Here is a 24,152-nt window from a genome sequence, read left to right as displayed (position 1 = left end):
TCAGACCTCCTGTCGGCGGACCATGCGGGCGAAGAGCTCGTTGGCGTCCATGAGCCCGTCGAAGGAGCCGTTGGCGACGACCCTGCCCTGGTCGAGTACGTAGATCCGATCCGCCGACCTGATGGTGCTCAGCCGGTGCGCGATCACGATCCTGGTGATGTCAAGCTCGGCGATCCTCCGGCTGACCAGCGCCTGGGTGACGTTGTCGAGGGCGCTGGTGGCCTCGTCGAGGATGAGGATGCGAGGGCGTTTCACCAGCGCCCTGGCGATGAGCAGGCGCTGGAGCTGGCCGCCGGAGAAGGTGGCGTTGTCCTCGCTGACGACGGTGTGCATGCCCATCGGCAACACGGCGATGTCGCCGTCGAGGTCGGCCAGGCGGGCGGCCCGCCAGGCGTCCTCCTCCTTGGCCCCCGGCACGTCGCCGATGATGTTCTCCAGGATCGAGCCCCGGAGCACGCGGGCCTGCTGCATCACCACGCCCACCTGGGCACGGACCCGGCGCAGGTCGAGGTCGCGCAGGTCGCCGCCGTCGTAGAGCACCTGGCCCGTGCGCGGCGGCTCGAAGCCGAGGAGCAGCCGTACGATCGTCGACTTGCCCGCGCCGGAGGGACCGGTGACCGCGACGAACTCGCCGGGACGGAACACCATGGAGACGTCCTCGACGATCCGCTGGGCGGTGCCGGGGTAGGCGAAGGAGACGCCGCTGAGCCGCACCAGGCCGGTCAGCTCGCCCGGGTCCTTCGCGCCAGGAGGCGTCTCGGGGGCCCGCTCCAGCAGCGGCTTCAGCCGGGCGAACCTCGGCAGCAGCGCGAAGGCCGCCTCGACCGCGCGGTTCACCTGCCCGAGCGCGAGCACGAACTGGCCCAGCGCCACGGCGGCGATCACGAAGGAGGCGGCGGGCACGCCGAACGAGAGCCCGGTGACGGCCAGCACGAGCAGCAGCGTCGGCTGGGCCGCCGCGCCCACGGCGGCCGACAGGGCGGCCTGGCGGCGCGACGCGGCGGCGGCCTTCTGCTGGGTGGCGAACAGCCGCGACCACAGTCCGAAGACCTGCGACTCCCGGCCCGCCACATGGATCTTGTCGATCGCGCTGAGGCAGGAGTACAGAAGCGAGTAGACCTTGCCGTACTGCTCGTGCATGACCAGTTCGTGCCGCTGCTGGCGGACGGCGAGCGCGGCCAGCAGGGCGAGCAGGACCAGCACCCCGCCGAGCGCGGCCAGCGCCAGCCGCCAGTCGACGGTCACCAGGATCAGCAGGCCGAGCAGCGAGAAGACGCCGCCGAGCAGCGAGTTGACGGCCGCCTCGCCGAGCGACTTGCGCATGTCGGCCACGGCGTTGGCGCGCTGCACCAGGTCGCCCGAGCTGTATTGGGCGTAGAACGGCAGGTCGAGCGAGATGAGATGGCTCCAGACCGCCGGTTCGAGCCGTTCCTGGAGGCGGCCCTGCACTCGCACGAGCACCGCGTTGCGCACGGCGAGGAGCATGGCGGAGGCGATGACCGCGCCCGCGATGAGGAGCGCGGTCCAGATCATCGCGGGCCGGTCGGCGGGGTTCTGCGCCGTCCGCAGCAGCACGAAGGTGAGCATCGGCACGCCGAGCGCGAGCACGGCCGCGCCGCCCCCGGCGGCCAGCAGCCAGGCGAGTTCCCGGCCCGCGCCGCGCAGCCCGAATCTGAGCAGGCCGAGCGGTGAGCCGATGCCCTCGTCGAGCGGCGGGTAGAGCTGCCAGGCGCCGGGGGCGAGCGCGGCGGCGACCTCGGCGTCCACCCGGCGCACGCCCTTCGACGGGTCGGCGAGCCGGTAGCCGCCGCCGCGCGGCAGCAGCGCCACCGGCCGGTCCCCGTCGCGGGTGAAGGCGATCATCGGGACGGTGGCGTCGCGCCACCAGCGGCCTTCCAGGGTGACCCGGCGGTGCCGGACGCGGGACGCGTCGAGCGCGGCGGTGAGCGGGTCGCCGGCGCCGGGGCCGAAGTCGCGCGCGGTGAACCCGCAGTGCGCGGCCAGCGCCTTCACCACCTCGGTGGCGTGGCCGGCCTCGGTGCGCGGGTTGTCGGAGGGAGGCCTGGCCCCGGCCGCGACCGCGATGTCGGCGAAGGAACGCGCCAGGGTGTCGCCGGTGTCCCGCACCCGGGCGGCTCGCCAGTTGTCGCGGTCGGCGTCCTCGGCCTCGGCCAGCAGGAGCACCTGCGTCAGCGCGCCCCGGTGGAGTTCGCGCAGCTCCCGGTCGCTGGGCCGTCCTTCGGCGCCGGGGACGTTGAGGCGGCGGACCCAGGAGGAGACCACGTCGGGGTCGCGGCGCACGCGGCGGACCGATGTGCCCTCCGCGGGCGCCGCCAGGACGGTGTAGCCGCCGGGCATGTCGGTGGCCGCGAAACCGTGCATGAGCTGGCCGCTCTCCACCCTCATGACCCGGTGGCGGGGACCCTGGCCGTCGACGGGCGACAACAGGACGTCCACGGAGCCGCTGACCACACGCCAGACGGCGTAGGGGTCGATCAGCTCGATCTCGCTGACGGGGTATCCGTTCATGACGCTTCCTCGACGAGCGCGCGGTAGTGGCCGGGGACGGCGATGAGCTCCGGGTGGGTGCCGCGCTGCACGACCCTCCCCCGGTCGAGCACGAGGATCAGGTCGCTGTCGCGCACGGTGCTGAGGCGGTGCGCGATGACGACGCTGGTACACCCCCTGGCCTTCACGTTCGCGTCGACCAGCGCCTCGGTCTCGGCGTCGAGCGCGCTGGTGGCCTCGTCGAGCACCAGCACCGACGGCGACAACGCGAGCGCGCGGGCGATCTCCAGCCGCTGCCGCTCGCCGCCGGACAGGTTCCGGCCGCGCTCCTGGATCCAGCCGCCGTCCAGACCGCCCCTGCGGTGCACGACTCCGGCCAGGTCGGCGTCGGCCAGCGCCCGGTTCAGCCGGTACGCGGGCACGGTCGGATCCCAGAGCGTCAGATTGTCGGCCACGGTGCCCTCGAACACCTGGAGGTTCTGCTCGACGTACCCGATGGAGGTGGAGAGTGCCTCCCGGGGCCAGCCCTCCCTTGGCACGCCGTCGAGGAGGATCTCCCCCGACCACGGCCGGACGGCCCCGGTGAGCAGGCGGGCGACGGTGGATTTGCCGCTGCCGGTGCGGCCCACGATCGCGACCCGGCGGCCGGGCTCGATCCGGAACGACAGGCCCTGGATGACCGGCCCGTGCTGGTGGTCGTAGCCGAAGGTGACCTCGTCGAACTCGACCGCGCCGCGCAGCCCGCCGGGTCTGCCGGGGGCCTGCGGGAGGGCGGCGTACTGCGGGTCGGGCGGCACGCTGAGGGCGTCGTCGAGCATGCTCGTCTGGGCGACCGCGATCTGCGCCTCGGCCCCCAGCCCGACCAGCGCGGTCACCGGCACGAGGAATGCGCCGACGAGGAGCTGGGCGGCGATCACGGTCTCCATCGTGACCTCGCCGCCGGCCATCAGCACCGCGCCGGTGATCACCATCGCCGCCCCGGCGAGCGAGCCGAGCGCGGCCGGCACCACCAGGAGCGCCTGCGTGACCCGCATCAGGTCCTGGGTGGCCGACAGGGCCTTGGCCGACAGGCCGGCCCATTTGGCGAAGAACCAGCCCTCGGCGCCGTCGGCCTTGAGCGACTCGGCCATCGAGACGCCGTTGAACGCCATCGCGTCGCGGCGGTGCTCGTCGAAGATGAGCCGCTGCTGGTGCGGCGCGGCCCGGCTGGAGACCAGCCGCATCGCGATCACGTTGACCGCCGCCAACACCCCGGCGACCAGCGCGAACGCCGGGTGGAAGGCGAACAGGACGGAGATGTGCAGCACCATCGTCAGCACGGCCGCGACCGCCGTGGCGGCCCGGTCGGACAGCAGCAGGGCGAGCCCCGCGCCGAAGGAGGTCTTGGTGACGATGCCGCCGGTCATCCGCCGGTGGAAGAATTCGCCGGGCAGCCGCAGCAGCCGCCACATGTGCCGGCCCGACAGGTCGGCCGCCATCGCGGTCTGCACCGCGCCGAGCATGCGCTGCTGGGTCCACACGCCGACCAGGGTGAACGCGGCGCCGGCCAGCAGCCCGAGCAGCACCGGCGCCGACCACGCCGTGTTGCCGGCGATCAGCACCTCACCGAGCAGCAACCGGGTGAGCAGCGACGTCGCCACCGCGGGCAGCGCCAGCACGACCGCCATGACGGCCACCGCGACCAGCGTCGAGAGGTAGGGGCGGACCTTCGCCAGCAACGACCGGGCCAGCGGATACCGCTTCCCGCCGGGGGTGAAGCCCTCGCCCGGCCTGGGCACCAGCACGACCCCGCTGAACCGCTTCCTGAAGTCGTCCCTGGTCAGCCGGATCCGGCCGACGGCCGGGTCGTTGACGTACGCCCACCGCTTGCGCAGACCTTCGAGCACCACGTAGTGCCGGTGGTCCACGAAGATCATCGCGGGCACCTTGAAGGTCTCCAGCTCGTCGGCGTCCACCCGCCAGGCCCCGATGTCGAAGCCGTACTTCTCGGCCGCCTTCTTGATCCCCGCGCCCGACAGGCCGTCGCGGCCGACGCCGCAGCTCTCCCTGATCTCGTGCACCGGGACCCGCAGGCCGTGGAAGGCGAAGATCATGCTCAGGCAGGCCGGGCCGCAGTCCGCGTCCTCCATCTGGGGACGCCGCTCGGTGCGTACGGGCTTGTGCCTGGTCGCCGTCTCAGCCACGGCTCCCCCCGCCGAACAGGGCGTCGACGGGACGGACGACGTCGACGGTGATCTCCCCGGCCACGGGGGTGAGGGTCGCGCCGGGCCAGGCCGGGCGGTCGAGGTCGACGGTCACCAGGTAGCCGGGTTGGAGGGCGTCGCCGTACAGGGGGCGGAGCTGCTCACCGGAGACGGGATAGACGTCGACGGCGCTGACCCGGCCCGGACCGGCGCCGGGCACGGTGACGGCCTGGCCGCCGGCCAGCGAGCCGACACGTTCGGGGCCGACGACGAGCAGGGCCCGAAGCGACCCGGCGGCCGGGTCGACGACCGCGACGGTCGCACCGGCTCCCACGGTGGTGCCCGGCGCGACGGTGCGCAGCACCCGCCCGCTCGCCGTGCCGGTGACGACGCGGCGGGCGCCGTCGCCGCCGTGGATGACCGCCAGCGGCGTCGCCGGGGTCACCTCCTGACCCGCGCGGACGAGCACCTCGGCCAGGCTGCCCGGCACGGGCGCGGCGACCGGGACGGGCCCGTCCCCCGCCACCAGCACGCCCCGGGCCACGACCACGTCGCGGACCTGGCCCCACCAGACCCAGCCGGCCCCGCACCCCGCCACCAGGACCAGCGCGGCGGCGGCGAGCCAGGCCTTGGTCCGGACGGTGGAGACGAGCTGGTCGATCCGCTCGCCCCCCGACGTCTCGACCGCGGTCGTGGTCATCGCTCGACGTCCGGCTGCAGGCAGAAGCAGATGCTGAGCATGCAGGGCGGAGGCACGGACTCGGGGCTGCCGAACGTCTCGACGACGAGTTCGCCGGGGCTCGGGGGCAGGGCCGGGGCGCTGGTGCCGGCGGCGAGGTGGATGTCGTATTCGGCGAGGACCTCCGCGGGCTCGCGTTCGTAGCGCAGCCGCAGGCCGGCGTCGGACCACGAGCGCGCGATGAGTTCGCCGAATCCTCTGCGCTGAGCGGTGTTCCAGCCGATCGTCTCTACAGTCATCACAGGCCTCCCGCGACGGGGTATGAGATGCTTCGACGGCGGGGTGGTGAGCATCTGGACTGCCCACCACCTCGCCCGTTTGGTGCTCAGAGGCTCAGGTGGTCTGCCCGGAGAAACATCCGGTGGGGCAGCTCACGGTGCCGATCGTGCCGAGGGCGCCGCCGGCCGACGACTCCAGGCTTTCGAGGTCGATGCTCTGGTCAGGACGGTCGGGCAGTTCGGGGGTGGGCAGTTCTCCGGGCCAGTCGACACCCGCTCCGGCGAGGGTGGCGCGTGGGTCGCGTGCGTAGTCGGTTCTGATCGATTCGTCCGACCAGGCGCGGGCGAAGAACCGGGCGAGCTGGGTGCGCAGCTCGTGGGGCAGCGTGGGGTCATCCGGCATGATCTGTGTCCTCAGGTCGGGGAAGTGGACCGCCTGTGACACTCAGTTTTTGCGATCAGTGGTGGGTCGGCCAGAACCAACTAACACGGGCGAAAAGTGATATTCATCATGTGGCGTGACGGGTGAGCCGCTGCTCCCTGTGGGCGAACTCGCGCATCTCGCGCTGGGCTTCGCGGGCCACGGCGAGCATGCCGCGCAGCTCCTTCTTGAGGGTCTCGGCGTCGCCGTCGGCGCCGGTGAGGATCTCGCGCCCGAGTACCGCGATCGTGTCGAGCCTGCTGCCGAGGATGCCCTCCAGTTCCCGCATCGCCCGCGCCCGCTGCGCCGCCACCTCGACGGCGACCAGCTCGGCCCTGGTCTCGTAGAGCACCCGCGCCATCTCGGCGAACCGCGTCAGAGCCACCAGCGGGATGGACGAGATCACCACGGTCATGATCCACGTCACCGCCGAGGGAAGGTCGTCGCCGAGGGCCAGCGACTTGCCCCCCTCCACGACGACCACCAGCGCGAACGAGGGCAACGCCCAGGGCCGGGGCAGGAACACGAGCGTCATCGCCGCGAGGAAGACCCCGGCGGCGGCCCACCACTCGCCCAGGATCGGCAGCGGCAGATAGGCCAGGAGCACCATCGCGCCCAGGATCCATCTGCGCCGGCGTCCGGGCCGGAAGCTCGCGGTGGCGTAGAGGCCGATGACCGCCGTCGCCAGGACCACGGCCAGTGCCGCGCGGACGGGGGGGTCCTGCAGGTAGTGGGCGTACGTGCGGGACATCAAGAAGATCGAGAACGCCACAACGGCGGCGCGTCCGATCCGCACCTCCAGGGGTGCGCGAGCGGCCGTCCGCTGTTGGGTCACCAACGGATCATGACAATCCGGGTCGAAGAAGGCAACGGGTGTTCCGCTGGACGTCTTGGGGGCGCGCAGGCGGGCCCGCGCCCCCAAGACAGGTCAAGCGGCGACGGTCACGAGTTGGTGGTGTAGAGCGTGGCGACGGTGCCGACACACTGGATGCAGGACACGCAGCTCGGCTCCTGCGCGCCGGCCGCGACCTCCAGCTCCTCCAGCTCGAATTCGCCTTCGGGACGGACGGGCAGCGGCGGCGTGGGCACACCCGCGGGGTAGCCGATGCCGTATTCGGCGAGCATCACGCGGGGCTCGTGCCCGTAGCGGGTCTTGACCGCGTCGTCGGACCACGCGGCCGCGACCAGCCGGGAGAACCTCTTACGATCCTCGTCGCCGAGGACGTAGACGCTCTCGGCCACTACGACACCGAGCCGCAGCCGTAGGTCGAAGCGGTGCCGAGGCAGCCGCCGATGGTGCTGATCGAGCTGGCGGAGCCCAGGCAGCCCTCGGCCTCGGCGCCGGCCGCGACCTCGAGCTCCTCGACCGAGAACTCGCCCTCGGGGCGGGCGGGCAGCGGCGGCGTGGCGACGCCCTCGGGGTAGCTGATGCCGTACTCGGCCAGCATCACGCGGGGCTCGTGGCCGTAGCGGGTCTTGACGCCGCCGTCCGACCACGCGGCGGCGACCAGACGGGCGAACTTCTTACGGTCTTCGTCACCGAGAATGTAGATGCTTTCGGCCATGGGGCACGCTCCTTCTGCATCGGCTCGTCACCGAGATCCGGCGGAGTGGCAGCGGGCCTCTGGACTGACCGCTACCGCTTGTCACATGTCCTAGATTCGTCATGTTCGCGCCTGGCAACCAGAAACAACTAACACCAGCCCTGGGTGATAACTGTCATGCGAAAACAGTGACACTCCCCCGAGCAGGGCTTCCGCGTGGGCCCGGACCGGCCGCCGGCATCCCGGCGGGGACGCTCTCGGTCCGGAGCGTCACTCACACGCGGGGGTTACGGCGTGGTGGGAATGGCGCGGGGCGGGCAGTACGACGGGTTGGGCGAGCCCCACCACGGGTCGCCGTTGTAGGCGTTCCAGCGGCAGCTGATGGTCGCGGTGGCGTTGTAGTGGCAGATGATCTGGCCGTAGCCCTGGACCCACGAGTGGATCCAGCGGGCGGTGCCGGTGTCGTCGACGATCGACCACGGACACATGTAGGGGGTGGTCGGGTTCGCCTGGGCGGGCCCGGCGAACAGGATGAGCGGGACGGCGGCGGCCGCCGCGACCGCTCCCATCGCGGCGGCGATGCGCTTACGGATCAACGTTGTTCCCTTCTTGGCGTGATGTCGAAAACTGTCGACGCGATGAACGTAACAGTGTGACGAGATCACGCAAAGACTGGATGTCGAAGGGAATGCTTGCTAATCTCCTACGCTGCCTCGGAGATGCCGCGGAGGTGCCTCCAGGCGAGTTCGAGCACGGCCGCGCCGGCCGCCTGCATGGGCTCGCGGGTGACGTACCGGGCGACCGACTCCTCGTCGAACGGGACCCCCTTCGTCGCCTGCCCCTCGTCGTTCGCGCCGGTCATCCCGCCGAAGACGGCGTCGAAGACGCGCGCCTCGACGACGGTGACGGCCAGGATGTCGGTGGCGAAGGTCAGCGGGTCGACGCCGACGCCCAGAACCAGCGACCGCAGGTCGCCGTTCTCGCGGGCGTCGGTCAGCCGCCGGTAGAGCGGCCAGGTCTCGTAGTCGAAGGCGGGGCCGTAGTGCTCCGGCCGCCCGAGGAACTCCTCGGCGTATTCGCGGACCACACACTTCCACAGGTCGAAGTCGGCCCTCTCGGCCTGCGGGCCCTCCTCTGACGGCTGGAACACCCCGACCGGCATGACCTGGAACAACCCTCCGCCGTGCGCGACCAGTGCGGGGTCACGCCAGTGCAGCACGAAGGTGATCTCACCGGTCTCGCGGTCGTGCCGCAGGGTCAGCATCGAGATCGCGGGATGCGCGGGCCGGGCCCGCAGCTCGGTCGGATCGGGAACCAGCCGCCGCAACGGCAGCCCGCCCGCCGAACCCGCCAGGGACGCGGCGGCGAACTCGTGGGCGACGGCCTCGCCCACGTTGACGGCGTCGAAGTACATCCCCCGGGTGAAGGTCAGCTCCGGCCAGGTCACGTCGAGGAGCCGGTAGCAGGTGCGGTTCTCGAAGAGTCTCGGCCGGTCGAAGGCGGCCATCGCCTCGGCGTAGGTCGGGTCGCCGGGCATCCGCGGGCCGGCCGGCACCGGTTCGTCGGTCCAGCGCAGCACGACCTCGCGCAGGTCGAGGGGTTGCGGCAGGGACCACGCAGGGCGGGTCAGCAGGCGGGTGGAGCCCACTCGGGGCAGGTCGGGGTAGAGCGGGTCGGCCAGCCGGGCCAGGTCGTGGCGGTTCGTGTTGAGGTGACGGCGGACCTCGCGCCAGGAGTTCATTCGGGCAACACTAAGGGCTCCGGCAGGGGGATCCGGAGCCCTCGGTCCGTCAGGTCAGACGCGGTCGGCGGCGATCAGCAGGTATTGGAAGCTGCCGTTCTTGTAGGCGTTCAGGAACGCCTCCTCGATCCCCGTCACCAGGTGGGACTTGGCCCGCAGTTCCCAGTAGGGGATGGTGGCCGCCGTCAGGTCGACGACGCTGACGGGGACCAGCCGGTTGTTGGCCATCTCCTTGAAGTATTGGCTGCGGGGATGGATGTCGCAGATGTAGTGGGCGTTGATCTGGCTGATCGCCTTCGACGGCAGGCCGTAGGCGTCGTTGTAGCAGCCGGTGATGGTCACGTAGCGCCCGCCGCGCGCCAGCAGGCGCGAGTGCTCCCTGAACAGGAGGGCGAGCTCGACGTACATGGTGCTCTCGTTGTTCCAGATCGCCTGGTATGAGCCCGTCTCGAAGCCGGTGTCGAGCATGTTGCGCAGGTGGAAACGCACCCGGTCGTCGACGCCGCGCAGTTTCGCCTGCTCGTTGGCGAAGTCGACCTGCGATTCGGAGATGGAGATGCCGTCGACGTGGCAGCCGTACCGCAGATTGGCGACCAGCGACGAGCCGCCGCGGCCCGAGCCGGCGTCGAGGAGGCGGTGGTGCGGTTTGATGTCGCCCAGGTGGCTCAGCAGGAAGTCGGACTGGGCCGACTCCAGGCGGTGGAGCTCCCTGGTCATGCGCTCTTCGCGGGTCTCCCCCGGCCCCTCCAAGACCGACCAGTCGACGTCGCCGATGCCGTAGTGATGGTGGTAGATGCCGTCGACCTCGCCCAGGCGGAGATTCACTGGGTTTTTCTCGGTGTTCCAATAATCAGCCACGGAGCGCTGGTAATCGCTTTGGGTGATGGTCACCGAACGAATTTCCTTTCGCTATCTGTACCTGTCGCTGGATCCGTGCCATTCGAGACAGCCGGCCATCCACGCCTGGGCGCCGCGCAGGAAACGCTGGAGTTCCGTGGAGGGAACGGCGGCCAGTGATTTCTGGCTGGCTTCGAAGCCCCGGACGAAGTCGTTGTGGAGGGCAACGGCTCGTTCGGTCGCCTCGCGGACAGAACATTTCTCCTCTGCGGCGATGAGCAGCACCACATTGGAGTCGGGCAGTTCGTCGGCGGCCTCCTTCTCCGCCGAATAGAGGTCGTTGACGATGACGCTGGCGGTCCCGGCCTGCATGAGCGCCGTGTGGAACCGCCGGTCGGCGAAGAGGTCTGCGGGGAGGGCGTATTCGCCCACCACGTCGATGAGCACCATCGACGTGTAGAAGCTGTCGTGTTGCCGGGCGGCCAGGTAACGCCACACCGGCGGCGGCGCCTCGAAGTAACGCCAGGCGGCGTAGGCGGTCCAGCTCACGAACATCTGCGAGGTGATGTTGCAGGTCCGCATCACCTGCGACGGGGTGGCGTGGCGGCTCAGGTGGGCGGTGGCCGACCGGAGCGCGCGCAGCACCGGGTCGGCGGCGATCGCCTCTTCGAGTTGCGCGGTGTAGGCGCCGGCCGGTGGCGGCGGGTCCATCGCCGAGGTGACCAGGGCCAGCCTGGGCGGCAGCTCGGTCGGGGTGGCGCCCAGGTCGGTCTCGTCGGCGTAGTAGTCGTCGGCGGCCCACCAGGCGGCGTTCATCTGGGCGGCGATCAGGATCTGGTCGGGTTCGTCGGTGTCGGCGTGGGCGAGGGTGGCCAGGCGGCCGAAGCCGGCGTCGCGGAAGGTGTCGATGCGGCCCTCGTGGAGGCCGACGCTCTCGGCCCACACGACCAGGCGGCGGTTGACCTCTTCGCCGAGGGCGTCGTTCACCCGCACCGTGTCGGGGACGTAGAGCGGCGGGTGACTGCCGTCGCCCCACTCCCTCTCCCGGTAGGGCAGCGGGGTGAGGCCGTAGCGGCGGACGACCAGCGTCGGATCGAGTGAGGGCGAGGGCGGCTGGTGCCCGTCGACGATCGCCGGGATCTCAGGCGGATCGGCGGCGGGGACCCGGAGTGCGGAGGTGCCCAGGCCGGTCGGGCCCGGCAACCGTCCCGATGGAGTTTCGCTCGACTCGGGCATCAAGCCCCCTCCTGGAATTCACCGAATTCACGAGCAGTCTTTTTCGGCGCGTCTTCCATAGGCAATAGAATGCACAATGAGGCCCCCGAAAAGAAAAGCGATCCCCCGTCTCGCCGCCAATACTAAAGGCCACCCCACGGTCACGCAATGGTCATCCATTGTGTCCGCCTTATACCGAAATATGCGGCTAATTCACAGCCGGACGACGATTCCCGTCAAACCGTTCAGCACCGCCGCCACGCCCAACCCGCCGGCGGCGCTGATCGCGGTCGTGGCGGGCTGGTTCGTCGTGACGCGCGGCGTGAGGAGCGCGAGGACGCCCGGGTGCGGGAGGCGGTCGAGGCGGCCCTGCGAAACGCCGGGTGGCCCCGCGCCGATCGAAAGACTGTGACCGACGCACACGACGACTTACTCGACCTCGTCACCGACATCGCCCAATGGCGGGTGCCCCCCGGGCACTGGGAGACGATCGGCGGCCTGCTCGACCTGGCCGCCGCGTCGCTGGACGAGCCCGCGGCCCTGCGGCTCGTGCTGGAGGAGCTGGAGAACGCGGGGCAGGGCCGGATCACCAAGATCGGCTCGCCGCCGATCGTGCCGCCGCCCCCGCCCGTGCGGGAACGGTTGAATCAGTTGGTCCACGAGCTCTCCGGCCCGAAGAAGTGAGCACCGTGGAGCAGCAGTTCGTGGTCCACCTGTACGCCACCCTCGAATCGGCCCCCGCGTTCCGCCAGCTCTGGGCGGCGTGCCGGAAGGCGTTCGGGCTGACCGAGAAGATCCTCGATCTCCCCCTCGAAGTGCCCGTGTCGAGCGGCTACCCGGCCGGGGCCGAGGCGGCGCTGGCCGCCGCGGGGCGGGGCGACTCCCAGGCGATCGTGCGCGTCCACCACGACGTGTTCGTCCTGTCGGTGGGGCTGACCGGAGGCGACTGGCAGACCTGGGACGCCGACTGGTCGGAGGTGGTCGGCCACCGTGACTTCCTCGGCGAGGCCCGGCTCTTCCTCGCCCACGGCGGCGGCGTCCGGTCGGAGCCCCACTGGCTGGGGCCGGTGACGACGTCCGACGGTCTGGCCGTCTGGGAGCGCGGCGGAGACGTCGACTACCGCCGGACCCGCCGCTTCCTGATCGCCTTCGAGGACGACCCGGTCGCCAGCGCCTTCGTCTGGAGCCGGGGCACCCCGGAGATCCCGCCGCTGGCCCGCTATCTCCTGCACGCCGCCAAGATGCGCTACGAGCTGGGCGTCTGGCTCCGCGACGGCGGCGGGCGGCCGGTCCCCGGCACCTTCGACGTCGGGCGGCGGGTGGGCGACATCCGCCGGATGCGGCGATCCGTCGACATCGCCGCCGACAACATGCTCCGGTCGTTCGACGTGACCCCGCTGCTGCTCCAGGGCGGCCCGTTCGCCGACGACGCCGACCTGGCGAGGTCGTTGATCGAACGGCTCGACGACGACGCGCGGTACCTGCACGACTCGATCGACCCGGCCGTCGTCGTGCCCGAGGTGGGGGGCCGGGACGTGTTCATCGTGCACGGGCGCGACCTCCAGGCCCGCGACGCCGTCTTCACGCTGCTCCGGGCGCTCGACCTGCGCCCGCTGGAGTGGGAGACGCTGGTCGCGCGGACGGGCGGGCAGCCGTGGCCGTACATCGGCGACGTGCTGCTCCAGACGATGCCCCACGTCCAGGCGATCGTGGTGCTGATGACGCCGGACGACCTCGTCCACCTGCATCCCGACTTCGGGCCGGAACGGCCGGTCTCCCAGGCGCGCCCGAACGTGCTCATCGAGCTCGGCATGGCGTACGCGCTGCGGCCGAAGAACCTGGTCGTGCTGACGTTCGGGGCGATGCGGCCGATCAGCGACATCGACGGGCGCAACTTCGTGACCGTCTCCGACGACGTGCTGTTCCGGACAAGGCTGGCCCACCGCCTCAAGCTGGCGGGTTGTCCCGTCGACCTGTCGGGCGGCGACTGGCTGACGGCCGGCGACTTCGGCGACCAGGAGTCCTACGAGCGGGGAGTGGGCCATCACCTGCCGTGATGCGTGAACGCCGCCCAGAGCGCCGGGGACGCCGGGTAACGCTCGCGCATCCGCTCGACGGCGGCGTGCAGGGCGTACGGGATCCGGTCGAGGCCGGGCAGGGCCGCGCCGTAGACCTGGTCGGCGACCTTGGCGGCGATCCGGTCCTTCACCTGCCACAGACTGCCGACGACCTGGGCATATCCGGCGACCTGGAACGCCCCGGCCAGGTGGACGGCCTCGTCGGCCAGGCCCAGTCGGGTGGCGCCGGTCTCGCAGGCCGACAGGTAGGCGAGCCCGGCGCCCGACAGGTCGAGCCGGGCGATCTCGCCGACGGTCAGCCGCTCCCCGGCCAGTTCGATGCCGCCGTTCCACGGCTCCGCGTCAGTGGCCGCGTGGGCGGCGACGTGCACGACCGAGCTGGCGGGCATCGCCGTGAGGATGGCGGCGGCCCGGGAGGGCGTGCCGACCGCGATCCCGGCCCTCTCCAGATGGCCGGCGACCTTCTCCAGTTCCCGCACGGTGCCGGGCAGCGGCGGCAGCCCGTCGGCCTCGGGCACGGAGACGATGAGCGCGCCGCCCCCGCCGGGACGCCGGGTGCGCGAGTGGCCGAGCGCCTGAACGGTCGCCGTGTACGACGACACCACCCGGTCGGCGACGCACGGGCCGCCGTCGAGGTGCCGGCCGGCGGCGTGCAGCGGCAGTGACGCCAGGGTGCCGACCGGGCACCACCACAAGCGCGATCCGGGGGCCGGGTCGAGCGCGGCCAGCACGGGCCCGGCCACCACGTCCCACAACCACGCCAGCAGGGCGAGCAGGAACGGGTTCCCGGGCGCGGAGTCGGCGTCGAGCCCCCGCGCCCAGGCGAGGGCCCGGTCATGGGCGAGGTCGGGCAGCGGGACGTGCCGCACCCCTCCGGGGGTCACGATCAGCGCGTCGCCCCGCCAGACCGAGGCGCTGACCAGCACGATCGGCCCTTCGGCGGCCTGCGCCAGCAGCCGGTCGACACTCGGCGGGGCGAGGAAGCCGGGGTGGTCGCGCCGGATCCGGGCGACGTGGTCGTCGAACGCCCGCGAAAGCCGGAGCCGCTCCCCCGACGAGTCGAGCAGCGGCAGGTGTCCCGGTCTCTCCTCGGTCTCGGCGGTCAGCAGGTCGCGGAGCCGCAGGAACTCCGCCGCGTCCGCCGGGTCGAGGTCACGCAGGTCCGACCGCATCAGCAGGGCCTCGCCGAGCAGCAGCACCCGCGACTGTTCGAGGTAGGTCAGCGCGCGGCCCGGATCACCGGCGTCGAGCGCCGCCGCCGCGGCCTCGGAGGCCAGCCCGTCGTGCCGGCCGAGCGCCCGGGTGCGGCCCGCCTGCGCCAGCCGCCACGACGCGACGGCGGGGAACAGCGCGACCGCCCGGTCCATCGCGCCGAGGGCGGCGGCGTGGTCGCCCAGTCCGGCGTGGGCGTAGGCCAGCGCCCGGCAGGCCTCGATCCGGTGTTGCGGAGCCGACCCCTCGTCCCGGGCTCCCCGGTCGAGGATGTCCACGGCCTCCCGGGCGTCGGCCTCGGTCTCCCGGCCGAGCAGCGCGCACCCGGCGCGGAACGCGATCTCGGCGTCGGTCGAGAGCGCGGCGGCCCGCCGCCCGGTCTCCACCGCCTCGTCGAGGTCGCCCACCTGCAGAAGCGCCCACGAGAGCGAGGAGAGCCGCCGCGCGTGCCCCGGCGAGAGCCGCACCGTCCGCCGCGCGACCTCGACGATCTCCCGGCGCACCTCCGCGTCGCCGCCGAGCGCGTCGTCGTACCGGGACAGGCAGTGCCGCAGCGAGTCGAGGCGGACGACCAGGCCCGGCTCGTCCCCCGGCTGCGCCACCGCCCGCCGGGCCAGCTCGACGGCCTCGGCGAACTCGTGTTTCGCCCGCAACACGACGCTGAGCGTGTTGAGCACCGCGCCGAGCACGGGACTGCCCTCGGGCAGCAGGGCCACCGCCTCGCGTCCCGTCGCGGCGGCCTCGTCGAGCAGGCGGGCCTCGCCGGTCTGGTCGTACAGGGCGAACAGGCACTCGGTCATCCGGGCCAGGCAACCGGCCCGCGCCGGATGCCCGCCGGGCAGCAGCCCCGACGCCTCCTGAAGGGTGACCACCGCCTCCCTGAGCAGCTCGGGGTCGGCGAGGGCGCCGAGGTGCGCGGCGAGATTGCTCAGATGGGCGGCCCGCTCGGGCGCGCCGTGCGGGGTCACGGCGACACAGGCCCGGCCGTATTCCAGCGCCCGATGCAGTTTCGGTACGTCGGAAGCCGCCTTCCCCAGCTCGAACAGCGCCGCCCCCGCGACGTTCAGATAGGCGGCCAGCCGGGGATCGGCCGGATCGGCGCCGGCCACCGCCTTCTCCGCCGCCCGCGCCGCCGCTTCGAGATCGGCGAGCCCACCCCGGTCCATGAGCGCGGTGGCCCAGCTCATCAGATAGAGGGGCTCGTCCGGTACGTCCGCCACCACGCCCTCCAGCAACGCGCGGCTCTCCTCAAGGGTCTCGACCGCGCCGTCACGGAGATGGGCGCTACGCAACATGACGGCGTAGTCGTGGCGTAACCGGGCGCTCCCGGGCATGGCGTCGAGCGCCCGGCGGGCCGCGTCGAGCGCCTCGGCGAGGGAGCCGGGGTCACCCGTCAGCTCGTGGCGGCGGTGCGCCATCCGCGAGAGGTTCGCCAGACAGTGGACCCGGAACTCGGTGCCCTCCCCGGCGACGTCCACGGCGACCCGGGCCCGCACGATGGCCTGGTCGAGCAGCAAGGGATCGAGCGTGGCCTCGTGGAGCATCGCGAACACGACGCTCAGGGCCCCCGGATCCCCCGCCTCCGGCCCGCCCTCGCCTGTGAGCAGCCGCTTCTGGCAGAGGGCCTCGGCGTACACCTCCGCCAGCGGCCCCCGCCAGGGCGCGTCGGGATGACTGGCGGCGTAGGCGTCCAGGAACGCTCCAAGCGCGTCGTCGAAGCGGGACTCGTCACCCGCCGCCGCGCCCGCCGTGACCAGGCGGACGATCTCGTTCAACCGATCTGCCGACATCGTTCGATTCTCGCGAGTACCCACATTTCGGCGCCTGTCATCCGAGTAACGGACAGCCGGCGGACCCGGAAGTTCAGGGTCCCGGTGAAGGTGATCGACGCGAAGACCCGCTACCGCCGGGGTGGGCGGCCCGCGAAACCGCCCGACCAGGCCCAGAGGTGCGCGCCGAGGCCGGCGCCGGCGGCGAGGCCTATGGGGAGTGCCGCCGTGCCGAGGGCACCCTTGAGGAGGAAGGCCAGCGCGGCGCCGGAGCCCAGGCTCACCACGGCGAGCAGCAGCGACGGCCACGTGGACTCGGGCGGCGCCGACGAGACGCGCGGCCCGTCGTGCACGACCCGGGCGCGGCCCGCCGGCCACAACCGGCCGCCGTCGGGGAGGTCGATGACGGCCCGGCGCAGCGGTCCCCGGCCGAGGCGGATGTCCACGACGGCGCCGTCGGCCAGTCGTTCCAGGGCGGGGCTCCACAACACGGGCTGGAGCAGCGTTCGGGGGAGGTCGGAATCCCACGGGTCGAGTTCGATCAGGTGCCGGGAGAGCACCCTGTTCTCGTGCCCGGCGTCCTCGTCGCCGATCGGGGTCCGGTGCCGGGCCCGTGCGCGGGTCACCGGGGCGTCGGCGGCCGAGGCGGTGAAGTAGGCGCGGACCGCCCAGCAGGCCAGCAGGAGGATCCCGAGCGGGAGCAGGACGTGCCGGACCTCACTCGGCGTGGTGTCGATCGCCGGAGGGGGCGGTTGGTCCCTGACGTGCTGGCCGTACACCTCGTCCGGATGGATCGTGCCGGCCGGTGTGAGGAGGAGCAGCCCGAAGCGGTCGCCGGGTGCGAACAGCGCCGGGTCGTGGACGACGAAGCGGACGGACTTCTCCGCGCCCCCGCCGTCTCGATAGGCCACGTCGATCTGGCCGGTGTCCTGGCTGGAGCGGAGGACCGTCCCGGCGAGCCCGAAGTAACGGGGCTGCCGGTCGATCAGGTGGTCGAGCGCGAGGATCGCGCCGCCGAGGCAGAGCGTCATGACGGTCACGCCGATCGCCACGACGTGCCCTCCGGAGTAACGCCTCATACCTGGAGGACGAAGCGTTACATTCCGGAGGTTCCGTCAACGGTTGCCGATTTGCGCCCGCTTCTAACGCACCGGTGCGCGCCGGCCTCGGACCAGCACGAAGAACACCACGACCGCGGCCGCGACCGCGCCGCCGATGATGCCGATCTGGAGCAGCGGGAGTTCCGAAGCGCTCTCCTCGGCCGCCATCGCGCGCTCGGCCATCTTGGCCGTCGTCACCGGTTCGGTCGTGGGCACGTTGGGGACCTCGCCCGAGGTCACCTTGATGGAGGCCTGGGCCTTGCTCGGCTTCGTGGCCTTCACGGTGACCTTCCACTCGCCGTCCGGCAGAAGCTCGGCCGGGTTGTAGAGGTTCTGGCCCTCGGGGGCCGACATCAGCGGCACGGGGCCGAAGGTGCGGCTGCCGTCGGAGCTCTCCGCGAACAGGGTCGCGGCGACCACTTCGGTGACGGGCGTGCCGTCCTTCTTCCAGGTCACCAGGACGTTCACGTTACGGCCGCCGTCGCCGGCCACCTCCAGCTTGATCGGGCCGTCCGCTGCGGCCATGGCCTGCTGCGCGCCGAGCAGCAGGCCGAGACCGGCCAGCACGACGGCCAGGGCGTACCTCAGTGCCTTGTTCATTCGTGGGGGTCCCTTCATCTGACTGGGAAAACACGGGTGCCCCGCGCGCACTACGGCGCGCGGGGCACCCCACTATCAAAGGTTGTACTGCGAACTTCCGGTTAGACCGGGTTGCCGCCGTTCTCAACGATCAGCGCGTTGGCGTCACGGATGAGCGTGTCCTTCACGACGACGTTGGTCACGTTCTTCGGGTCGTTGACCGCCTCGATGAAGCGAGTGAGCTTCTTGACGATCTTCTTCTGGTCCCGCTCGCGGCCCTTGTCCTCCGACACCATGACCTTGTTGATGTCGTCCTGAAGCTTCGCCGCGGCCTTGGCCGACAGGGTGCCGGCGGCCTGGAAGCGAGCGATCAGGGCGGAGATCTCCTCGGTCGAGGTGACCGTCTTGAACTTGACGGACTGCGAGTAGACGCCACCGGCGTTGGTCTCGACGGTCACGGTGAGCGTGTGCTCGCCGAGAGCCAGGCGGTAGAGCTCGACGACCGCACCGGACGTCAACGGCTGGCCGTCGAGCGTGCCGGTGACCGTCTTGATGCCGGAGCCGGCGATCTCCCAGGCGATGGTGACGTCCTGGCTGTCGCCGTACTCGGCACCCTCGGCCACACCGGAGATGAGGATGGTGGGCTCGTTCTCCTCGATCTTGATGGTGGCGGCCTTGGTCTCCTCGACGTTGCCGGCCTTGTCGGTGGCGCGGTACTGGAGCTGGTGATCGCCGACGCCGCTGACGTTGACCGCAGCGGTGTAGGCGGTCCAGGCGCCGCCGTCGAGGGCGTACTCGATCTTCTCGACACCCGAGGTGGCGTCGGTCGCCGCGAGGGTCACCGGGACCGTGTCCTGGCTCACCGGGAGGAAGTCCGCGGTGGTGACAGGGGCGGTCACGTCGACCTTGAGCGCGAGCGACTTGGTCGCCTCGGTGTTGCCGGCCTTGTCCACCGAACGGTAGTTCACGGTGTGGTTGCCGTCACCGGCGACCGCGAACGAGTCCGCGTAGGTGGTCCAGGCGCCGCCGTCGACCTGGTACTCGGTCTTGGCGATACCGCTGCCGCCGGCGTTGTCCGTGCCCGCGAGCGTGACGAGGACGGCGCTGGTGAACCAGCCGGAGGCCGCCGGAGCAGCCGGGTTGGTCGTGGCGGTGGTGGTGGGAGCGGTCGTGTCGGCCGCACTGGCCTTGGTCAGCGTGAAGTAGTCGAACTTGACCGTCTTCGCAGCCTGCTGGTTGGTGCCGATGGTGTAGACACCGATCTTCGGAGTGCCGACCGCGGTGTTGCTGACGGTCGCCGACATGTCGGTCCAGGTGGTGCCGTTGGTCGAGTACGAACCCTGGAAGACCGTGCCGGTCTTCTTCAGGCGCAGCCAGACCACACCGGTGCCCGGGTTGGCGTTGGGCTGCGGGTTCTGGACGGTGCCGGCGACCTCGCTACGCAGCTCGACGCCACGCACCACGGTCGCACCGGCGGCGTTGGTGGTGAGCAGGTCGAACTTCACGTAGTTGTCGTCGTCGGTGTACACCATCAGGCCGCCCTGCTGGTACTGCTCGCTCAGCGCCGAAGCGTCGACCTTCGTCTCCAGGGTCCAGTCACCCGAGGGCGCGGTCTGGAGGATGAAGTTCTTCGGACCGGAGTTGCCGGTGCCGTAGATGTCGCCGGTGGTGGTGGTGAGCTCCAGGTTGCCGCCGGTGACCTTGGCGGTGGTGGAGTCCGGACGGACGATGGCGTTCCAGCGGCACGGGTCGATCGTGGTGCCGTTGAAGTCGTCGTTCGGGTCGGTGTTACCGGCGGTGTCGTCCGGCGTGATGCTGAACCAGTCGAACTTGGCGTCCACGACCGCGCGCTGACCGGTGTTCGCGAAGGACACGAGGCCGATGCGCGGGTTGGTGATGCCGGCCAGCTGCTTGGTCTCCGACATCGCCGTGAAGGTGGTGCCGTCGGCCGAGTAGGAGGCGTTCAGGTTGCTGCCGTTGCTGGAGAACCGGACGTAGAACGTGTCCGGGAAGGCGTCTCCGAGGTTGGCGGTGTTGCTCGCCGTGACCTCGTTGGGAACGCCCGCCTCTTCGCGGATGAACTGGAAGATACGCTGCGCGTGGTCAGGCGTGGCGTTCGCGGCGCGACCCTGGATGACCATCTTGGCGTAGTTGTCGTCGTCGCCGTACACGACCAGACCGGCCTGCTGGTACTGCTGGTCGGCGCGCATGGTGACCTTGGCGGTCGCGGTCCAGGCACCCGAGGGGAGGGGCTGGAGCACGACGTTGCTCACCGGCGTGGAGTTGTTGGTGCCGTAGATGTCGGTCAGCGAGGTCGGGATGACCAGCGAGCCGTCCACGACCTTGAGGTCCTGGTTCTCACGGAGAACCGACCAGCGGGTGCGGTTGAGGTCGCTGCCCAGGAAGTCGTCCGAACGGCCCGAGAAGCAGGTGACGTTCGGAGCTTCGACCTTGACGTTGACCGAGGCGGTGTTCGACGAGCCCTTGGCGTCGGTCACCGTGACGGTGGCGACGTAGGTGCCGGGCGCGTTGTAGGTGTAGCTCGCGTTCGCCGTGGTGGGCTGCGGGGCGCCGGTGACGCCGAAGTTCCACTTGTACGTGAGCGGGGTGTCGCCGTCGGGGTCGGACGCGGTGGAGGTGAAGTCCACCTTCAGCGGCGCGGTGCCCGTCAGCGGGGTGCCGGTCGCGGTGATCGTCGGGCGCTGGTTGTCGGTGACGCCCTTGCCGACGAAGTCGACCCAGTTGAAGTTGAGCAGGTAGTCGCCGTTACCGGCGGAAGCCGGCTTGCGGACGATGAAGTACAGCGGCCCGGAGGTCGCCGGGACGTTGGTCAGCGGGACCGAGACGTCCTTGAAGGTCTGCCAGCCACCCGAGGGGGTGATGTCGACCGAGCCGACCAGCGTGCCCGTGTTGGGGTTGCCGGCCTTGATCTGCACCGTGCCGCCGGGACCGGCGGACGAGACGCGGAGGGTCACCGAGTCGATGCCCGACAGGTTCACCGGGTTGTAGGCCCAGAAGTCACCGTCGTTGGTGAAACCGATGTTCAGGTTTCCGCCCAGCGGGTCGGTGGTCGTCTCGGTCGCGACACCGGGGGTGTCGGTACCGGTGCCGCCCTGGACCCGGCCGGTCTCGGTGAAGTGCTCGGCCTGCTTGCGCTTCGGCTGGAGGATGACCTCCGAACGGCCGGTCAGCGAACCGGCGCCACCCGCGCCACCCTTGTCGGCGTAGGTCGCCTCAAGAATGTAGTAGAGGTTGTCGTTGATGCCGTGGCCGCTGTCCGACAGCGTCTGGATGGTGCCCGAGCAACCGGTCTTCTGGTCGAGCGGGTGACCGTGGCTGTCGTGGCCCAGGTAGGCCTGCAGCTGCACCTTGGTGCAGTCGATCGTGCCGTCCTCGGCGTCGGTGGCGGTGATGGTGTACTTCACCTGGTCACCGAACTCGAAGAACCCACCTGCCGGGGGCAGGGTGATGTTCACGACCGGGCGGGTGTTGCCGGCCACGATCGGGACGTTGGCGTGCGCCACCGCGCCCAGGCTGTTCTTCACGGTGAGGACCGCGCTGTAGTTGCCCGGCTGGGTGTAGGTGTACGACGGGTTGGCGGCCGTCGAGTCGACGGTGCCGTTGTTGTCGAAGTCCCACTCCAGGGTGATCGGCTGGCCGTCGGGGTCGCGCGAGCCCTCGCTGGAGAAGTTGACGGTCAGCGGAGCCGGGCCGTCGGTCTTGTCAGCGGTGATCTTCGCGATCGGCGGGCGGCTGCCCTTGACGTACTCGATGCGGTAGATGCCCGAGTCGGCGTTGTCGCCGCCGAAGCCCGAACCCCACTCGATCAGGTAGAGCGCACCGTCAGGACCGAACTTGAGGTCCATCGGACGCTTGAAGCTCATCGAGCTCAGGATCTGGTTGATCTTGAGCTGCTGGGTGCCGGCCTCGTTGAGCTGGAACGAGAACATCTTGTTCGTGTTCCACTCGCCGAAGATGGCCTTGCCGTCCCAGTAGGCCGGCCACTTGACGGGCGAGTTCAGCGCCTCGTCGAAGCGGTAGACCGGGCCGGCCATCGGGGCGCCGCCGTTCAGCTCCGGGAAGTTGTTGGCGTCGGCGCTGCTGACGTACCAGATGCTCGCGGCCTTGGCGGCGGGCAGGTTGGTCAGACCGGTGTTGTTCGGCGACTCGTTGACCGGCGCGGCGCAGTTGAACGCCGAGCCCGAGGCCTTGGTCTGGAAGTTGTAGTCGATGTACGGCGTGTTGTTGCCCACGCAGTACGGCCAGCCGTAGTTGCCGGCGGCGCTGAGGAGGTTCCACTCGACCGTGCCGCGGGGACCGCGGGTGGCACTCGCGGAGCCGGCGTCAGGTCCGTAGTCGGCCACCATGACGTGACCGGTCTTCGGGTCCAGACCCATGCGGAACGGGTTACGGAAGCCCATGCCGTAGATCTCGGGCCTGGTCTTCTCGGTGCCCGGCGGGAAGAGGTTGCCGGCCGGGATGGTGTACGTGCCGTCGGGCTGCGGCGTGATGCGCAGGACCTTGCCGCTCAGATCGTTGGTGTTGCCCGAGGTGCGCTGGGCGTCCCAGGAGGAACGGCCGGACTGCTCGTCGATCGGGGTGTAGCCGTCCGACGCGAACGGGTTGGTGTTGTCACCGGTGGCCAGCCACAGGTCACCCGTCTTGTGGTCCATCAGCATGCCGCCGCCGTGGTGGCAGCACTCGGCCCGCTGGACCGGCACGTTCAGGACGACCTTCTCACTCGCGAAGTCGATCGTGTCGCCGACGACCGTGAACCGGCTCAGCCGGTCGACGTTCCCACCGGTGGCGGGCGAGTAGAAGAGGTACACCCACTTGGTGGTGTCGAAGTCCTTGTCCAGGGCGAGGCCCAGGAGACCCGACTCGTTGGCGGTGAAGACGTTCAGCTTGCCGGCGGTGACCGTGGAGCCGTTCGGCTTGATGATCTTGATGTCGCCGAGGCGGTCGATGTAGAAGACCCGCCCGTCCTTGGCGATGTCGGTCATCATCGGGTTCGCCGTGTTGTCGTCGAGGGTGACCTTCTCGTAGCTGCCGCTGAGACCAGCGGAGCAGTCGGCCTTCTCGACGCCGGCGGCGGTCCGGATACCACCGAGGAGCATCTTCGTGAAGTTGGCCTCCACGTAGCTGTCCTTGGTGTGACCGAGGCCGGTGTACCAGGAACGGCCGCCGTCGAAGTCCTGACACCAGGAGATCGGGTGGTCGTTGCCCTGGGTGGAGCCGGTGTACGACTTCTGGTTCATCGACTGCAGGACGTGCACGCTGCTACGCGGGTTCGCCTGGAAGTCGTACCACTCGTCGGTCCGGGTCCACGAGATCGGCAGGTGCGAGGTCGACGGGTGGGCCTTGTCCTCGGTGACGACCGTCGCCTGCTGGATGGCGGGGTGCGACTTGAAGTACGCGCCCACCAGCCGCCGGAACCAGTCCCAGCTGTAACCGCCGTCGGAGGCCGCGTGGATGCCCACGAAGCCGCCGCCCGCCTTGATGTAGCGCTCGAAGGCGGCCTTCTGGTCCGCCGTGCTCACCGGGTCGCCGGTGGTCGAGTTGAAGATGACGGCCTTGTACTGCGCCAGGTTGGCGTCAGTGAACTGGGCGCTGTCCTCGGTCACGTCGACCGCGAAGTTGTTCTCGGTGCCGAGCTTCTGGATGGCCGCGTTGCCGTCCGGGATCGCGTCGTGCCGGAAACCCGTCGTCTTCGAGAAGACGAGGACCTTGAAGTCGGGTTCAGCGGCTGCGCTGGCCGGAGCAGCGGAGAAGGCCAGGACGGGCATGGGCAGCATGAGAGCTGCCGATGCGACCGCCACGGTCCGGCGCAGGGAGATTTTTCTCTTAAAAGGCAGGATCTCGGAGAGCCTGGCCCACGTTCGAGAACGTGGTGACATGGGGAATCCCTTTCCTGACTGGGGATGTCAGGCAAGCGAGCGCCGCCTCGCTGGTGCCACTTGTGTTACATGGGGGGTGTTGCGGTATTGCAAGGGCTGGAGGGTGCCACC

General features: G+C 70.6%; 19 protein-coding genes. 2 read left to right on the top strand and 17 right to left on the bottom strand.

The features are described 5' to 3' along the window. From AW273_RS17020 to AW273_RS36305, 13 genes are all read right to left on the bottom strand, one after another. Window positions 1-2,529 carry an ATP-binding cassette domain-containing protein gene (locus AW273_RS17020; RefSeq protein ID WP_062349304.1) on the bottom strand — a complete coding sequence of 843 codons (2,529 nt, stop codon included), beginning with the start codon at window positions 2,527-2,529 and terminating at the stop codon, window positions 1-3. Further along, on the bottom strand, window positions 2,526-4,691 hold the full coding sequence (locus tag AW273_RS17015; protein WP_157555865.1) for a cysteine peptidase family C39 domain-containing protein: 2,166 nt from the start codon (window positions 4,689-4,691) through the stop codon (window positions 2,526-2,528). The genes AW273_RS17020 and AW273_RS17015 overlap by 4 nt, the downstream gene beginning before the upstream one ends. Further along, a complete protein-coding gene (locus AW273_RS17010) occupies window positions 4,684-5,391 on the bottom strand; it encodes a hypothetical protein (RefSeq protein ID WP_062349302.1) in 708 nt (235 codons plus the stop codon). The genes AW273_RS17015 and AW273_RS17010 overlap by 8 nt, the downstream gene beginning before the upstream one ends. Beyond that, the gene (locus tag AW273_RS17005; protein WP_062349301.1) at window positions 5,388-5,669 is read right to left on the bottom strand and encodes a hypothetical protein; all 282 of its coding nucleotides are present in this window, start codon (window positions 5,667-5,669) and stop codon (window positions 5,388-5,390) included. Before AW273_RS17005 ends, AW273_RS17010 begins: the two co-directional genes overlap by 4 nt. Window positions 5,670-5,763: 94 nt before the next feature. Further along, window positions 5,764-6,051 carry a hypothetical protein gene (locus AW273_RS17000; protein WP_062349300.1) on the bottom strand — a complete coding sequence of 96 codons (288 nt, stop codon included), beginning with the start codon at window positions 6,049-6,051 and terminating at the stop codon, window positions 5,764-5,766. Window positions 6,052-6,157: 106 nt separating this feature from the next. After that, window positions 6,158-6,904 carry a sensor histidine kinase gene (locus tag AW273_RS16995; RefSeq protein WP_157555864.1) on the bottom strand — a complete coding sequence of 249 codons (747 nt, stop codon included), beginning with the start codon at window positions 6,902-6,904 and terminating at the stop codon, window positions 6,158-6,160. Between the two features lie 107 nt (window positions 6,905-7,011). After that, window positions 7,012-7,311 (bottom strand): hypothetical protein, encoded by a 300-nt coding sequence (locus AW273_RS16990; RefSeq protein WP_062349298.1) that lies wholly within the window; start codon window positions 7,309-7,311, stop codon window positions 7,012-7,014. After that, the gene (locus tag AW273_RS16985; protein WP_030454983.1) at window positions 7,311-7,634 is read right to left on the bottom strand and encodes a thiocillin family RiPP; all 324 of its coding nucleotides are present in this window, start codon (window positions 7,632-7,634) and stop codon (window positions 7,311-7,313) included. The genes AW273_RS16990 and AW273_RS16985 overlap by 1 nt, the downstream gene beginning before the upstream one ends. Before the next feature lie 266 nt (window positions 7,635-7,900). Next, complete coding sequence (locus tag AW273_RS16980; protein ID WP_062349297.1) at window positions 7,901-8,209, bottom strand: hypothetical protein; 309 nt, start codon at window positions 8,207-8,209, stop codon at window positions 7,901-7,903. Window positions 8,210-8,316: 107 nt separating this feature from the next. Continuing rightward, window positions 8,317-9,354: a hypothetical protein gene (locus AW273_RS16975; protein WP_062349296.1), complete on the bottom strand. Its 1,038-nt coding sequence runs from the start codon at window positions 9,352-9,354 to the stop codon at window positions 8,317-8,319. Between the two features lie 54 nt (window positions 9,355-9,408). Further along, the gene (locus AW273_RS16970; RefSeq protein WP_062349295.1) at window positions 9,409-10,254 is read right to left on the bottom strand and encodes a geranyl diphosphate 2-C-methyltransferase; all 846 of its coding nucleotides are present in this window, start codon (window positions 10,252-10,254) and stop codon (window positions 9,409-9,411) included. A 9-nt stretch (window positions 10,255-10,263) separates the two neighbouring features. Next, window positions 10,264-11,427: a family 2 encapsulin nanocompartment cargo protein terpene cyclase gene (locus tag AW273_RS16965; RefSeq protein WP_062349294.1), complete on the bottom strand. Its 1,164-nt coding sequence runs from the start codon at window positions 11,425-11,427 to the stop codon at window positions 10,264-10,266. Window positions 11,428-11,619: 192 nt separating this feature from the next. After that, window positions 11,620-11,829, bottom strand: coding sequence for a hypothetical protein (locus AW273_RS36305; RefSeq protein ID WP_083949823.1), 210 nt, complete (start codon window positions 11,827-11,829; stop codon window positions 11,620-11,622). On the opposite strand from AW273_RS36305, the gene AW273_RS37250 reads away from it, so the two are divergent. Both AW273_RS37250 and AW273_RS16955 read left to right on the top strand, forming a co-directional pair. Then, window positions 11,815-12,090 carry a CATRA system-associated protein gene (locus AW273_RS37250; RefSeq protein WP_062349293.1) on the top strand — a complete coding sequence of 92 codons (276 nt, stop codon included), beginning with the start codon at window positions 11,815-11,817 and terminating at the stop codon, window positions 12,088-12,090. The genes AW273_RS36305 and AW273_RS37250 overlap by 15 nt on opposite strands. Window positions 12,091-12,095: 5 nt before the next feature. Further along, window positions 12,096-13,463 (top strand): CATRA conflict system CASPASE/TPR repeat-associated protein, encoded by a 1,368-nt coding sequence (locus tag AW273_RS16955; protein WP_157555863.1) that lies wholly within the window; start codon window positions 12,096-12,098, stop codon window positions 13,461-13,463. Here AW273_RS16955 and AW273_RS16950 read toward each other — a convergent pair. The 4 genes from AW273_RS16950 to AW273_RS16935 form a co-directional block, all read right to left on the bottom strand. Beyond that, complete coding sequence (locus tag AW273_RS16950) at window positions 13,451-16,486, bottom strand: CHAT domain-containing protein (RefSeq protein ID WP_157555862.1); 3,036 nt, start codon at window positions 16,484-16,486, stop codon at window positions 13,451-13,453. The two genes, AW273_RS16955 and AW273_RS16950, sit on opposite strands and share 13 nt — an antisense overlap. Window positions 16,487-16,596: 110 nt before the next feature. After that, on the bottom strand, window positions 16,597-17,544 hold the full coding sequence (locus AW273_RS16945) for a hypothetical protein (RefSeq protein ID WP_157555861.1): 948 nt from the start codon (window positions 17,542-17,544) through the stop codon (window positions 16,597-16,599). A gap of 63 nt (window positions 17,545-17,607) precedes the next feature. Beyond that, window positions 17,608-18,165, bottom strand: a complete 558-nt coding sequence (locus tag AW273_RS16940; protein WP_062349289.1) for an immunoglobulin domain-containing protein — start codon at window positions 18,163-18,165, stop codon at window positions 17,608-17,610. A gap of 101 nt (window positions 18,166-18,266) precedes the next feature. Beyond that, the gene (locus AW273_RS16935; protein WP_198168191.1) at window positions 18,267-23,930 is read right to left on the bottom strand and encodes a ThuA domain-containing protein; all 5,664 of its coding nucleotides are present in this window, start codon (window positions 23,928-23,930) and stop codon (window positions 18,267-18,269) included. Window positions 23,931-24,152 lie beyond the last annotated feature (222 nt).

It is taken from the genome of Herbidospora yilanensis, assembly GCF_001570565.1.
Lineage (GTDB): Bacteria > Actinomycetota > Actinomycetes > Streptosporangiales > Streptosporangiaceae > Herbidospora > Herbidospora yilanensis.
This window is presented reverse-complemented; position numbering and strand designations above follow the sequence as displayed.

What these genes read in the sequence shown, in the direction of transcription:
- AW273_RS17000 (WP_062349300.1), bottom strand. Translation starts at nt 6,051, where the DNA reads ATGCCGGATGACCCCACGCTGCCCCACGAGCTGCGCACCCAGCTCGCC.
- AW273_RS16945 (WP_157555861.1), bottom strand. Translation starts at nt 17,544, where the DNA reads ATGAGGCGTTACTCCGGAGGGCACGTCGTGGCGATCGGCGTGACCGTC.
- AW273_RS17020 (WP_062349304.1), bottom strand. Translation starts at nt 2,529, where the DNA reads ATGAACGGATACCCCGTCAGCGAGATCGAGCTGATCGACCCCTACGCC.
- AW273_RS16985 (WP_030454983.1), bottom strand. Translation starts at nt 7,634, where the DNA reads ATGGCCGAAAGCATCTACATTCTCGGTGACGAAGACCGTAAGAAGTTC.
- AW273_RS17010 (WP_062349302.1), bottom strand. Translation starts at nt 5,391, where the DNA reads ATGACCACGACCGCGGTCGAGACGTCGGGGGGCGAGCGGATCGACCAG.
- AW273_RS16950 (WP_157555862.1), bottom strand. Translation starts at nt 16,486, where the DNA reads ATGTCGGCAGATCGGTTGAACGAGATCGTCCGCCTGGTCACGGCGGGC.
- AW273_RS16965 (WP_062349294.1), bottom strand. Translation starts at nt 11,427, where the DNA reads ATGCCCGAGTCGAGCGAAACTCCATCGGGACGGTTGCCGGGCCCGACC.
- AW273_RS16935 (WP_198168191.1), bottom strand. Translation starts at nt 23,930, where the DNA reads ATGCCCGTCCTGGCCTTCTCCGCTGCTCCGGCCAGCGCAGCCGCTGAA.
- AW273_RS17005 (WP_062349301.1), bottom strand. Translation starts at nt 5,669, where the DNA reads ATGACTGTAGAGACGATCGGCTGGAACACCGCTCAGCGCAGAGGATTC.
- AW273_RS16975 (WP_062349296.1), bottom strand. Translation starts at nt 9,354, where the DNA reads ATGAACTCCTGGCGCGAGGTCCGCCGTCACCTCAACACGAACCGCCAC.
- AW273_RS16940 (WP_062349289.1), bottom strand. Translation starts at nt 18,165, where the DNA reads ATGAACAAGGCACTGAGGTACGCCCTGGCCGTCGTGCTGGCCGGTCTC.